Source organism: Capnocytophaga sp. FDAARGOS_737 (assembly GCF_009730375.1).
Lineage (GTDB): Bacteria > Bacteroidota > Bacteroidia > Flavobacteriales > Flavobacteriaceae > Capnocytophaga > Capnocytophaga leadbetteri.
The window spans coordinates 2,019,556-2,032,287 of the sequence record NZ_CP046316.1; the positions used below are offsets into that span (position 1 = coordinate 2,019,556).

Below are 12,732 nucleotides of genomic sequence, written 5' to 3' on the forward strand. Positions count from 1 at the left end.
ACAAAAACAAAGTTTAATAAAACTTTAACAAAAATTTAACAATGGGGGGGGGGTAAAATGTTTACCTTTGCAGCGTAATATTAAAAAATATAGACAAATGGGACTCTTAGACAAGAACATTACCATCACTTTTCTCGAAGGCAAAGTGCCTTTGGAAGATTTATTCGAGTTACTAAAAGAAAAACTCGGCAGTAAGTATGAAGTAAAATTCCTTAAAAAAGGCAATGCAGCGGCTCAGTTTTTAGGCACTGGCAGTGCTGAAGACCGTATCTTCATCGCTAAAAATGCTTACCACCGCACCCTTATCACCACCAAGTATGCCCCTATGACTGACGATATGAGCCGCGAAGATACTTATCTCGGCTTCGACCGCAGCACTATGAAAGGCTGGCTAAAAATGCTCTACTCGCAAGGCGGCTGGATTGGGCAGTGGATTATCAGAACCATATACGGCAGCAATCAAGAGTTTGACACTGATATACTTGATGCTATCAACAGCAAATACCCTGTTCAGCAAAAAGACCAAAATGTAGGTATTTCGGCTTTGTGGAAGAAGAATAATTAATTTAAAACCTAAATAATTCAGTATGAAAAAAGTTACTATTTTAGCTGCTATGGCTATCGCTGCTATCAGCTTAACCAGCTGCGACTGGCAAAGTGCTGTACACAGTATCGCTGATAGCGCAATGGGCAAAGAAAAGCCCGATTACGATTACAATAAAGGTGTAGTAGGTAGCGAAGCAGGCGACTATGACGCTGTTTATCAAAAAATATTAGAAAAACACAATATTTCTAATGATACCCTCGACCTTTACAAAGTGAAAAGCGAGTTCAGCAAGCCCGCTTATTGCACTGTAATAGCTGAAGGATTAACAGACAAAAGCAAGAACCTTATAACAGGCTACAATGCCTCTTACAGCAAAGACAACTTGCACTACCTAAGTAGTGGACAGATGGTGATAAAAACCAGCGAAGGCAAACGCGCTAAGTATGATGATTACAAAGAAATCCTCTTTTCTTACGCCGATGTTAAGCCTCTTATCGACAAAGTCCCTGACCTTATAAAGGGAGTAAAGGAGAAAGAAAACGGTGCTGAAACCTACGTTCGCAGTTGGGAAATTCAGAAAAACCCTAAAACTTTAGCTTTCGAGATAAAGATAAACACTATCGGTAATGACCCTACTAAAGTAATTGGCAAAACTTACCATTTCGATGCTCAAGGCAACCCTATTAAATAACAAAAGAAGTAATAATTAAAAAAGATTCAAACAATGAGAAAGCTCACATTCCTCGCAGGCGCACTTATCGCCTTAGTACTTACCGCTTGTGGCAAAAAAGCCCCTGTATTGTACGACAAAGAAGGTTTTAAAGAAACTATTGCCCTTTTTAACGACTCTCCCGTAAAGGACAAAGAGTTCCTATTAGTTTATTTCCAATCAGAGAAAGCATTGGAAGACAACACCTTACACTTCGGTAGATTTATATACCCTGACAACGACAAAATGGTAAAACAAGAGTTCAACTTCCCCAAAGAATGGAAAGATGCTACTGCACTTGACAACGTGAAAAAAGAAGGAGAATTCTTTAAACTAAAAGACATCAACACGGATAAAGTAGTAGAAAAGGTAAAAGAAGGTATCGAAAAATTCAAAGATGAATTTCCTGACTACGAAAACTTCAATGTCTCTTGTATCTTTTTGGAAAGCGATGGCACTGCAGGAGGCTATAAAGTAGGTTTCAGAATGGAATTTACTGAAATAGGAAAAGGAAAATCTTATCAAAGGATAGGTCGGAAAAGAACTGTTACTACTACCTATTACAGGGTGTTAGCAGAGCAAAAAGACGGTGAATGGACTTTTGAATCAGAGGAAAAATAATGACACTAACAGACGCTAAACAGCTCGTACTACAAGAGTGCGAACGCGAAAAGAAAATTACAACGCGCAACCTTATTATTGTAGCCGTATTGGCTATAATAGGGGTTGCGCTCCTCGCTATATTTGCCCTACCTATTTTGGGCAAAATGATGAACAGTGCCGAAGGTATTCCACCGCAAATTAAGTACATTTTGCCTATAGCGGTGATTGCCTCTGTTTACTACCCCCTAATGCGTGCTCGTGCTATCTTTGGCAGGAAGCAAAAAGTAGAAGCCTTTTTCAGCCTTGTACAAGCGGGAAAAGAAGTGCACTTTCATCACGAGTTAGAGACTTATCTCACTGTGATACCTTTAGGAAAAATAAAATATCAGTTAGACCCTATCACTCGTATTTACGTATCGATTGATAATCAGCAATATGAATTGCCTATACAGAAGTATCGCGCAGCAGACCTAAAGCGCGTATTAGAGCAACCCCAAAATATGGGCACCTATAATGAGGTGATGAAAGAGCTGTATAACAAGACTGATGACACAAAGGCTGCTAAAATAACCCCTGAAGAAAAGATAACCCTAAAACCTGTAGAAGAGTTTCACTCTTTTGCCGAAAAAGAGTTTGGCACAGAGCTTGCGGCTATGGAAAAAGGGCGTAGTGTGAGTAAGAACACCCTCTATATGCAAATAGCCTTTGCGGTTGCCCTAATGGGTACTATTGCCTATTTAGTACTATCGGGCACCCTATCAGTAGGCAGTTCAAACTATATCTTTATCATCTTAGCGATTATGATAGGAGGTAGTTTTTTATGGACGATGTTCACCAAACGCTATATGCAAAGCAGGCTAACAGGCACCACCGATTTCACGCAAGTAAAGAAGAAAGTATTTAGTAAAGTAGTGCAGTATATCAGTCCTCAGTTTCAATACTTTGAAAACGGACATATAGGCATTGCTGAGTTTATAGACTCGCTACTATTTAAGTTTGAGCGTTACACCCTAAAAGGTGGCGACCAAATAGTAGGGCATTATAATGGTATTCCTTTCCAATCGTGCAACCTAATGGTCACTTTCCGCCCTAACATGCGTAATGAAAAAGAAGGTGATGATGTAGTGTTTTACGGCAATTTCTTTGTAGCGCGCTCGCCTAAGACATTCGAGCACCCTATCGTAGTACGCCCCGTGAAAGGTTTCTTTAGCGATTTCAACGATAATGCTATCAGCACTTACCTGAACTATGGTGGGGAGCGCATACGTTTAGAAGACCCTGAGTTTGAAAAGCAGTTTGAAGTGTATTGCGATGACCAAATAACGGCGCGCTATGTGCTTACCCCTGCCTTTATGCAGCGACTCAAAAAGCTAAACGAGCGACACAAAGGGCAAGTATACTTTGGTATCAACAAGAACAATATCGTGATTGCTACCAATGAGGGCAACTCACTAATGACAGTGGGCAGTTCGCCAGCGGCTATGCTCTTTCAGAAGATAGACCTACCTATGGTAGAGAGCGTATACCGCGAACTGGTAGAGCAACTACAGATGATAGACACTCTTAAATTAGTTGATAATTGATAATTCAAAATTCATAATTAGTTATGATGTATATGATTATAGGGGCAGTGGTAGTACTGCTGCTCCTTTATATAGCAGGAGTATTCAACGGCATAAGCAAGCGCCGCAATCAGATAGAGAATGCTATCTCGTCATTAGATGCGCTTTTCATACAGCGTGCCGAGCTAATGCCCAACCTAATAGAAACAGCTAAGCAATATATGGCTTTTGAGAAGGAAACACTCACCAAGATAGCCGAATTGCGCAAGCCTATCAACCTCAGCGACATCACTGAGAGCGATAACCCTTATGCTGGCACCGACTCAACAGGCGTTGCCCTTAAAGCATTTATGCTACAAGCAGAGGCGTACCCCGAATTGGAGAGCAACCAGCAGTTTAACTACCTGCAACGGCAGCTCACCGAGTGCGAGGAGCAGTTATCAGCTGGCAGGCGTTTCCTAAGTGCTTCTATCACTGATTATAACGATGCTATAGTGGTATTCCCGAAAAACCTTATAGCCAACGCTTTTGGCTTCAAAAAATACCAATGGCAATACGCCACTACTGAGCAGCGCAAAGCTGTAGATGCAAAAGCACTTTTTAACAATTGATAATTGATAACCCTCAATTATCAATTGTTAATTGTGCTATATACTTTCCTTCCTTTTCTTCAATAGTATACTGATGCCTTTCAGGGTAAAGAAGCGTTAGCCGTTTCTTCAGATTATCAATTCCTATCCCTGAGCTATACAAACTCTCTTGTGTAGGGATTTTTGTATTCTCACTTCTGAATATTATGGTATCCCCTTCTACTCTTAGGCTAAACGATAAAGTTGTAGTAGTTGTGGTCGATACGCCGTGCTTAAAAGCGTTCTCTACCAAACTGATGAATAGCAAAGGGGCTATGGTAAGCTGCGGCACTTGTTTGGGGAAATCTACCTGCACTGTAGTTTTATCTGTCAGGCGTAGCTGCATTAAGCTAATGTATTGTTGCAAAAAATCTACTTCTTCTGCTAAGCTAATCTGCTTTTGGTCGCTGTTTTGCATAAAATGACGCATCAGTTTGCTAAGGCTATGTACGCTCTGCTGTGCTTTTTGTGGGTCGAACTCTATAAGCGAATAAATATTGTTAAGCGCATTGAAAAAGAAATGCGGTTGCAGTTGGTATCTCAGCTGCGTAAGGTCAGCTTGTAGTTTGTGCGCTTGAGCTTCTTTCTGAGCTATTTCCAAAGAAAAGTTCCGTTGGGCATAGCGTATTGCCATTGAAAAGACTACCGGCAATAAATTCGACAGAAAATCAAAATAAACAAAAGCGTGGAAAGGAGGCATATGGCGTTTGCCTTTGTGGAGGGCAAAGTACGAAAAAAGCTCGTATTTGCTGTATGATACGCATAAAATGAGTCCCACCACCACCAATACAAAGAAAAGATACCGCTTTTTAAACCACAGTTTATCGATAAGCCAAAAATAGCAGAGATAGAACAAAAGCATCAAAAAAGGTAAGGATGCTAACGAACGGTAAAGCGCCTCCTCAAAGCGTTGATTGCCTTCGGAGATAAAGATAAGGGCAGGCATTATAAAAACGACTGCCCAAGAGGCTATGTGTGTTAGGGTTTTCATTTTATTCGTATCTAAGGGCGCTAATAGGTTCTAACTCGGCTGCTTTGCGAGCAGGATACCAACCAAAGAACACCCCTGTAATGGTACATACTAAGAAGGATATTACAATAGAATACAAGGTGATACTCACAGGCCAGCCTATGAACAGCGATACGCCTACAGTAGCTAATAAGCCAATCACTACCCCTAATACACCCCCAGTGATACTAATAAGCACCGACTCGATGAGGAACTGTGCCAAAATATCCTTACCCTTAGCCCCAATAGCCATACGCAAGCCTATTTCCTTAGTGCGCTCTTTTACCGATACGTACATAATATTCATAATACCTATACCACCTACGATAAGCGAAATACTAGCAATAGCTACTAATAAAATAGTAAGCATCTCGCTGGTAGAGCTAAACGTACTGATGAGTTCTTGTTGCGAAAACACATTGAAATCATTCTCTTGTGTAGCCGAAAGGTTATGCGTGCGCTCCAAAATCTTCTTTACTTGGTTTACGGCATTCTCCGACTGACTTTCATCTATTACCGAAGCCACAATACTCTGCAAGAACGTTTGCGCCAAAATACGCTTTTGTACCGTAGTATAAGGGGCGATAATTACATCGTCTTGGTCTTGACCAAAGTTGCTCTCGCCTTTTTTGGTAAGGATACCAATCACTTTAAAAGGGATATTCTTAAAACGTATAGTTTGCCCAATAGGGTTTTCGCCATTAGTAAAGAGGTTCTTAGCCACTGTTTGCCCTATAACAGCTACCTTAGAAAAATTAGTAATCTCATCTTCACCAAACATACTCCCTTCAGCCACACTCCACTCGCGTATGGGCAAATATTCGGTATTCACGCCATAGATAGAGGTAGGCCAGTTATTGCCCCCTGCTATACTTTGTCCGTTGCCACTTACTACAGGCGATACATATTTCAGTAGAGTACCTTCTTTTTTAAGGGCTTCGTAATCCGTCATTTTCAGCGATTGCATATCGCTCATACTCATACGCACCCCGCCCATCATACCCGCACCCGGACGGATATTGAGCATATTAGTACCCATTTTAGAGATATTCTCCTTGATGCTCTTTTTAGAGCCCTCGCTAATGGCAAGCATTGTTATCACCGAGCCCACCCCAATGATGATGCCCAGCATCGTAAGCATAGCCCTTGTTTTATTGAGCAAAAGGGCACGCCACGCTATTTTAAAAAGGTTTTGTATATTCATAATGTTAATTAGCAAATTAGAAAATTAGCAGATTGGCAAATTCTGTGAGACTAGAAAGGTTCTCCTATAATACGGGTTTTATACTCTCCTTTTACTATTTGCCAGCACACTTCGTAAGAAAAAGCACCACTACCATTATGGGCAATAATGTAAATTGTATCTTCCTCTTTGTCATAATATACCGCATTATTATCAGTATACATAGCTACTTGGTACAAATCATCGTAGGCACTTTTGGGGATAGAAACATTTTTACCATTGATAGTTACAGTGATACTCTTGTAATGGTCTTCAGGTAAAAACAAACCTCCATCTAACCCTTGAGCACTCTTACCATCAATAATATACTCACTATACTCTTTGTGTTTTTTCTTGGTAATCTTGTGTTTAGTTTTATCAAATGGCTGTCTAGTAAGAGTAACACTAATGCCTTTACCAGCAATAGTGATACTATTGCCTTGCTCTTTACCTTTGCCAATAGAAGGAAATTCGTATATCTTCTTCAGGCGACTTTTATGTACATACCCTTTATCTACAGCAATCCAATTAAAAAATATCTCTTCACCAGTTTCATCTTCTGTAGTATCAAATAAAGTGTATACAAGCGTGTTGTTAGGCAAAGTGCCTACAATTTTGCTTTTTACGCTTTCTTTAGCGCGAATGTTCACATAGCCGTCTTTGTCTTTTACTACGGCATAATCTCCAAAAGGCCCTTGCGCAAAGGCATTGGTCGTAAGGAGGAAGAATAAAATAAGTAAGTGTTTCATATCCAATAGATAATTGATAACAAGCTATTTATCAAGTTGTTTATTTCCTTGAATACTTGTATAAGTTTCATTTGAAAGTTTTTTAATAGATTTCAGATAATCTACTTTGTCTAAAACAGCACGTTGTTCTTTAATGGTTTCTACTAAAATTTTAAAACGTTCTTCAATACTATAGAAGCGATTAACCCCTGCTTCATTTTTAATTCCCCCGAATTCAGGGGAATTAAACTTATATAATCAGCTTCATTAATCACTCTGATATTTATTTCAATATCTTGTACTTTAAGTTTATTATTTGTTGGTGCCATATTTTTGGTAAATTTTAGTTACATCATTAAAGTGGTTGCCCTATAATACGGGTTTTGTACTCACCTTTTACTATTTGCCAACATACTATGTAAGCCCAACTAGCATCGCTATTGCTCGCAAAAATGTAAAGTGCCTCAGCTTCCTCATCATAGAATATGAGTCTGTTAAAATAGAAAATTTGATATAAATCATCATAAGCACTTTTAGGAATAGGTACGTTTTTGCCTTTCATAGTTACGGTAATACTCTTGTAATGGTCATCAGGCAATAATTCATCTTCTATACCATATATTTTTTTGCCATCAATGATAAGCTCTGTCCAACCATCGTGTTCTTTCTTAGTAATCTTGTGCTTGGTTTTGTCGAACTTCTGTTTGGTAATGGTTACTTTTACGTCCTTATCATCAAAAATAACACTATTGCCTTGCACTTTTCCTTCTATAGCACGAAAGTCAAATATTTTTTTCAAGCGACTTTGATGCACATACCCTTTATCAACTTCAATCCAGTTAGTAGGGTTATATTCCTTATCAAAGAAACCATATACAAGCGTATTGTTAGGCAAAGTACCTACAATTTTGCTTTTTACGTTTTCTTTAGCACGAATGTTTACATAGCCGTCTTTGTCTTTTACTACGGCATAATCTCCAAAAGGACCTTGCGCAAAGGCGTTGGTCGTAAGGAGCATGAATAGAATAAGTAAGTGTTTCATATTAAAAAAGTTTTATTTTATTAAAGATGCTCACTAAAAAACGCCTCCAATTTATCAAACGGAATTACTCCAGCTTGATTGTCGTAAAAATCAGTATGGCGGGCATTAGGGACAATCAGCAGTTCTTTTTTCTCGCTCCCTATTAGCTTATAGGCATCTTCACTCATATAGCGCGAATGAGCATTTTCTCCTGCAATCATAAGGGTTGGCACTTCTATTTCGTTTGCATAGGCTAACAGAGGGAAATTCATAAATGAAAGCAGTGTAGTGGCTGTCCAAACGTGATTAGAAACCGAACGCTCGTGGAAACCTCGTGGTGTTTTGTAAAACTCAATATAATCATTTAAGAATTGAGGTACTTTATCCGATGGCTCATCGGGCATAGGGTAACCTGGTGTAGGGGTTCCTGTCTCGGCATCTGCCCAACGAATAGCATTGAGCGAGCGCTTCATTTCCAAACGCATTTCGGGTGTATTGGCATCAAAATAGCCTTTGCTAAACACGCGCGACATATCGTACATTACCATTGTGGCCACTGCCTTAATACGGGTATCGATAGCGGTAGCATTCAGTGCAAAGCCTCCCCAACCGCAGATGCCTATGATACCTATTTTTTCTCTATCTACAAAGGGTTGAATGCCTAAGCAATCTACCGCAGCCGAAAAATCTTCGGTATTGATGTCTGGCGATGCTACATTGCGAGGTTCTCCACCACTTTCACCAGTATAAGAAGGGTCGAAAGCTAAGGTTACAAAGCCTCTTTCAGCCATCGTTTGGGCGTAAAATCCTGAGGCTTGCTCTTTTACAGCTCCAAATCCTCCACAGACAGCAAGGGCAGCAAGTTTTTTATCTTCGCTGTTTTTAGGGAAATACAAATCGCCTACGAGGGTAATACCATAGCGGTTTTTAAACGATACTTTTTTGTGTTCAACTTTATCGCTTTTAGCGAAAATCTTATCCCAGCAGCAAGCATTTACAGGGTTTTCATTGTTTTTGTTCATATTGCTAATATTTTAGTTTATACAATTTATTCATTATGAATGGAGACGTTCTTTACTTTTGCGTATTCTCCTCAAATACAATCCTATAGCCAAGTATATCAATGTTGGAATGACACCAAAAAGGGGAGATACTAAAAGTGTTTTATCAGGTGAAATAACAGTAAATCCTTCTGAAATGAGAGGATTAAGAGCGTCTTTCATTGAGTGCATCAAAACTACCAATAAGAGTGAGCGCGAGAGAAAGAAAATCTCGGTGTACATTATTGTCCAAACAGCAATGACCACAAAACTCACCAAAACAAATAACACTTTGCTATAAGGAAAAAAGGTTGCCTGATAAGCATCATCTAAGAATACGAGGTTATATGGCAAGTGCCATATTTGGCAGACGAATGCCACCACTAAATAAATCACCCATTCGTTTTGGGTGAGTTGTTCCATTTTTACTGTCAGATAGCCTCGAAAAGCTGTCTCTTCTAAAATATTTTTGATAAAAATGGGTAAGAAAGCAGCCGCAAAAACAGGGAGATAGGCAGCAACACTAAACTTGCTCACATCTACCCATCCTAATAGCTTACCAACAAACAGCGTTATGCCAATAACCACGGGATAGAGTGCAATAGCAAAGATATACCAGCGAATGTTTTGCTTAAAACGAGGTTTTAAAGGGAAATCTTTCCAACCATCACCACCAAAAATGCGAAGCAAAATCATACACACAATAGGAGTAGCAATAAAAATCCCTGATCCCAAAGACTCTAAAGTAGAAGGCTCACCAAGTAAGTGGTTTAACCCAATGCCTATCCATCCACAAGAGATGGCTACCAAGCTAAATAGAGTTACATTCCGAAGTGTTTTTTTATTGGTTCTCATATTATGGTAGGTTTATTTTAAAATTTCTAAGATTTTATCTTCATCGTAAACAAGCATACCAACTGCCACCAATGAAGCGATACCATGCACCAACATCCAAGCCTTAGCAATGTTATTTTTCAGTTCCTGAAAAGATAAGCTTCGGTATTCCTCACTATTTTTTATTATTTCTACCACTCGTCGGCTTTCAGGAAAAATATCGATAAGTTTTGCATTCGTAACATTATCCATATAAAAAGCCTTAAACAAAGCAGGCTCAATATGTGCCATTCGCACATACCCCAGCCCTAAATCTAAAAGAGTATTGCCTGTTTTTGAATAACCTAGTATTACATTTTGAAGATGTGAAAGAGCTTTTTTGCAGATTTCAGCTTTCAGGTCGTCCATATTTTTGTAGCACCAATAAATGGGCTGAGTAGAGCAACCTATTTGCTTAGCAATATTTCGGGCAGAAAGCACCGCAAAGCCTTCCTTTCGCACCATTTCAAAAGCAGTTCCTATAATTACTTCTTGCGTTATTGTTGTTGATTTTGGCATAATTTTTCACTATAACAGACATAATATAACACCTGTTATTTTTGCAAAAGTAGTACATTTTTTTGAACCTGCAAGTTTTTCGAAAAAAAAGAAAATAAAAAATTTAAATGTATTTTCTATTTCTGTTTGTATTAAAAAGGGATTTTGGCTTTTATTATTCACTAACTCTCTTATTTCCATCGTATTTTACTCCTGTAATACTTTCAAACCATTGGTTTAAGTATTCTTCTTGCTCCTGAACGGTAGCTATTTGTGAAAAATCGTTCTCGGGATCAAAGATATTTATTATTTCGGCAGTATCATAATCATACCTTTTTCCTAAAACTAACTTTACCGCTCGAAAATTCTGTTTGAAATGCCGAATCATATAATAATGACGCCTTGCCCCTTGTATCAATAGTTTTATGCCCTGCTGTTCTAAACGCTTGCGAAGGATATAGAATAGCGACCTTACCTCATTTGAAACCATTTCGTAATGATGATTAAGCGTGTCCTGATAAGTCATTACAAAAACCTTTACTTTTCCGCCCATATAGGTGAACGTTTCATCTTTAGAAAACATATCTAATAACACTGTGGAATTTCCTCTATCTTCTCTATAAAAAGTAATAGTAGCCTCTATCACTTGCTGGTCTGTTGTAAAGGCTTTAATGAAATACTGAGAAAAATTCTCTTTGACTTCTTGTGCTTGCATAGGAATGATTGTTGTTGCTAATAAGATGACTATTAGTTTATTTAGGTAATTATCAGAGATGCTTTTTATATAACAATGCTTTTAACTCTTTGAAAAAGAATTTTTCATTCTGCAAAATTGCATAGCAAGTAATCTATTGCATCTAAATTCATATCACTAACTTTTTAAAATCTCCCGTAAAGTATTAAAAACTTTCTGAGAAAAACAACCTTATTATCAATATTTTATAATTTGGAAATCACTGATTTTCAAATCTCAGTTTTACAATATTGAATTGTGCGAACAGTGTTCGCACTTTTTAAATTCCCCCGAATTCAGGGGAATTAAACTTATATAATCAGCTTCATTAATCACTCTGATATTTATTTCAACATCTTGTACTTTAAGTTTATTATTTGTTGATGCCATATTTTTGGTAAATTTTAGTTGTTAATTTTTTTTTGAATTACTATATAAACGTCCCTACAAGTACAATATCATTAAAAAGGTTCTCCTATAATACGGGTTTTATACTCACCTTTTACTATTTGCCAGCACACTTCGTAAGCAAGATACCCATCGCCATTATGTGCAATGATATAAAGGATATCGTCTTCCTCATCGTAATACGCAAAATTGTTAGTGTCCCAAATGCCAATCTCATACAAATCATCATAAGCACTTTTAGGGATAGGTACGTTTTTGCCATTGATAGTTACAGTGATACTCTTGTAATGGTCTTTAGGTAGAAACTCATCATTATCTAGTCCTTGTACCCGTTTCCCGTCAATGATATACTCACTATACTCTTTATGCTTTTTCTTGGTAATTTTATGCTTGGTTTTGTCAAATGGCTGTTTGGTAAGGGTTACACTAATGCCTTTACCAGCAATGGTGATACTATTGCCTTGCTCTTTCCCTTTGCCAATAGAAGGAAATTCGCTAATCATCTTTAGGCGACTTTTATGCACATAGCCTTTATCTACAGCAATCCAATTGGGAGGAGTAGGTTCATCTTCCAAAAAATAAACATTCACAAGGGTATTAGCAGGTAGCGTACCTACAATTTTGCTTTTTACGCTTTCTTTAGCGCGAATGTTTACATAGCCGTCTTTGTCTTTTACTACGGCATAATCTCCAAAAGGACCTTGCGCAAAGGCGTTGGTCGTAAGGAGGAAGAATAAAATAAGTAAGTGTTTCATATTCAATAGATAATTGACAATAAGCTATTTATCAAGTTGTTTGTTGCTTTCGATACTTATATAAGTATCGTTTGAAAGTTTTTTAATAGATTTCAGATGTATTCTCTACCCAATTTGAAACGCTAATAGTAAATGTTGGCAATCCTGCTTCTTTTTTAAAGTGGTCGAATTCGACCACTTTAAAATTAGGATTATAAAGTATTTCCCAAGTACCTAAAAATTCTAATGTACTTCTATTTCTTATCCAGTTTTTTATTATATCAGCAGCTCTTGCTTCATCATTTTTACCTTTAGCCATATCTGTTAATGAAATATAATCCTGATTGTCTATTGTAGCTAAAGATATTTCAACATCTTGTACTTTAAGTTTATTATTTGTTGGTGCCATATTTTTG

The 12,732-nt window shown here is 38.0% G+C and carries 16 protein-coding genes; 5 read left to right on the forward strand and 11 right to left on the reverse strand.

Features of this window, described 5'->3' with window-relative positions:
• Window positions 1-97: 97 nt before the first annotated feature.
• The 5 genes from FOC45_RS08880 to FOC45_RS08900 are packed head-to-tail and all read left to right on the forward strand — an operon-like array spanning window position 98 to window position 4,032.
• Entirely contained in the window at window positions 98-565 is a 468-nt protein-coding gene (locus tag FOC45_RS08880) for a hypothetical protein (RefSeq protein ID WP_009388803.1), read from the forward strand.
• A 22-nt stretch (window positions 566-587) separates the two neighbouring features.
• Window positions 588-1,238, forward strand: a complete 651-nt coding sequence (locus tag FOC45_RS08885; protein WP_009388810.1) for a hypothetical protein — start codon at window positions 588-590, stop codon at window positions 1,236-1,238.
• Between the two features lie 33 nt (window positions 1,239-1,271).
• On the forward strand, window positions 1,272-1,877 hold the full coding sequence (locus FOC45_RS08890; protein ID WP_009388812.1) for a Dabb family protein: 606 nt from the start codon (window positions 1,272-1,274) through the stop codon (window positions 1,875-1,877).
• Window positions 1,877-3,442 (forward strand): DUF3137 domain-containing protein, encoded by a 1,566-nt coding sequence (locus FOC45_RS08895; RefSeq protein WP_009388814.1) that lies wholly within the window; start codon window positions 1,877-1,879, stop codon window positions 3,440-3,442. The genes FOC45_RS08890 and FOC45_RS08895 overlap by 1 nt, the downstream gene beginning before the upstream one ends.
• Before the next feature lie 23 nt (window positions 3,443-3,465).
• A complete protein-coding gene (locus tag FOC45_RS08900; protein WP_009388816.1) occupies window positions 3,466-4,032 on the forward strand; it encodes a LemA family protein in 567 nt (188 codons plus the stop codon).
• Window positions 4,033-4,045: 13 nt separating this feature from the next.
• On the opposite strand, the gene FOC45_RS08905 is transcribed toward FOC45_RS08900, so the two are convergent.
• From FOC45_RS08905 to FOC45_RS08955, 11 genes are all read right to left on the reverse strand, one after another.
• Window positions 4,046-5,041, reverse strand: a complete 996-nt coding sequence (locus tag FOC45_RS08905) for a sensor histidine kinase (RefSeq protein ID WP_009388818.1) — start codon at window positions 5,039-5,041, stop codon at window positions 4,046-4,048.
• Between the two features lies 1 nt (window position 5,042).
• Window positions 5,043-6,263: an ABC transporter permease gene (locus tag FOC45_RS08910; protein WP_009388820.1), complete on the reverse strand. Its 1,221-nt coding sequence runs from the start codon at window positions 6,261-6,263 to the stop codon at window positions 5,043-5,045.
• Between the two features lie 50 nt (window positions 6,264-6,313).
• Complete coding sequence (locus tag FOC45_RS08915) at window positions 6,314-7,030, reverse strand: SH3 domain-containing protein (protein WP_155846657.1); 717 nt, start codon at window positions 7,028-7,030, stop codon at window positions 6,314-6,316.
• A gap of 143 nt (window positions 7,031-7,173) precedes the next feature.
• Window positions 7,174-7,338, reverse strand: coding sequence for a hypothetical protein (locus tag FOC45_RS11990; RefSeq protein ID WP_196774055.1), 165 nt, complete (start codon window positions 7,336-7,338; stop codon window positions 7,174-7,176).
• 26 nt (window positions 7,339-7,364) lie between these two features.
• A complete protein-coding gene (locus tag FOC45_RS08925) occupies window positions 7,365-8,051 on the reverse strand; it encodes an SH3 domain-containing protein (protein ID WP_155846658.1) in 687 nt (228 codons plus the stop codon).
• 20 nt (window positions 8,052-8,071) lie between these two features.
• On the reverse strand, window positions 8,072-9,052 hold the full coding sequence (locus FOC45_RS08930; protein WP_009388889.1) for an alpha/beta hydrolase: 981 nt from the start codon (window positions 9,050-9,052) through the stop codon (window positions 8,072-8,074).
• Window positions 9,053-9,085: 33 nt separating this feature from the next.
• Window positions 9,086-9,925: a type II CAAX prenyl endopeptidase Rce1 family protein gene (locus tag FOC45_RS08935; protein ID WP_009388890.1), complete on the reverse strand. Its 840-nt coding sequence runs from the start codon at window positions 9,923-9,925 to the stop codon at window positions 9,086-9,088.
• Window positions 9,926-9,937: 12 nt separating this feature from the next.
• A complete protein-coding gene (locus FOC45_RS08940; RefSeq protein ID WP_009388891.1) occupies window positions 9,938-10,462 on the reverse strand; it encodes a TetR/AcrR family transcriptional regulator in 525 nt (174 codons plus the stop codon).
• A gap of 154 nt (window positions 10,463-10,616) precedes the next feature.
• Window positions 10,617-11,156 (reverse strand): hypothetical protein, encoded by a 540-nt coding sequence (locus tag FOC45_RS08945; protein WP_034540056.1) that lies wholly within the window; start codon window positions 11,154-11,156, stop codon window positions 10,617-10,619.
• Between the two features lie 479 nt (window positions 11,157-11,635).
• On the reverse strand, window positions 11,636-12,337 hold the full coding sequence (locus FOC45_RS08950; RefSeq protein ID WP_155846659.1) for an SH3 domain-containing protein: 702 nt from the start codon (window positions 12,335-12,337) through the stop codon (window positions 11,636-11,638).
• Window positions 12,338-12,419: 82 nt separating this feature from the next.
• On the reverse strand, window positions 12,420-12,725 hold the full coding sequence (locus tag FOC45_RS08955; protein ID WP_034540051.1) for a KilA-N domain-containing protein: 306 nt from the start codon (window positions 12,723-12,725) through the stop codon (window positions 12,420-12,422).
• Window positions 12,726-12,732: the final 7 nt, after the last annotated feature.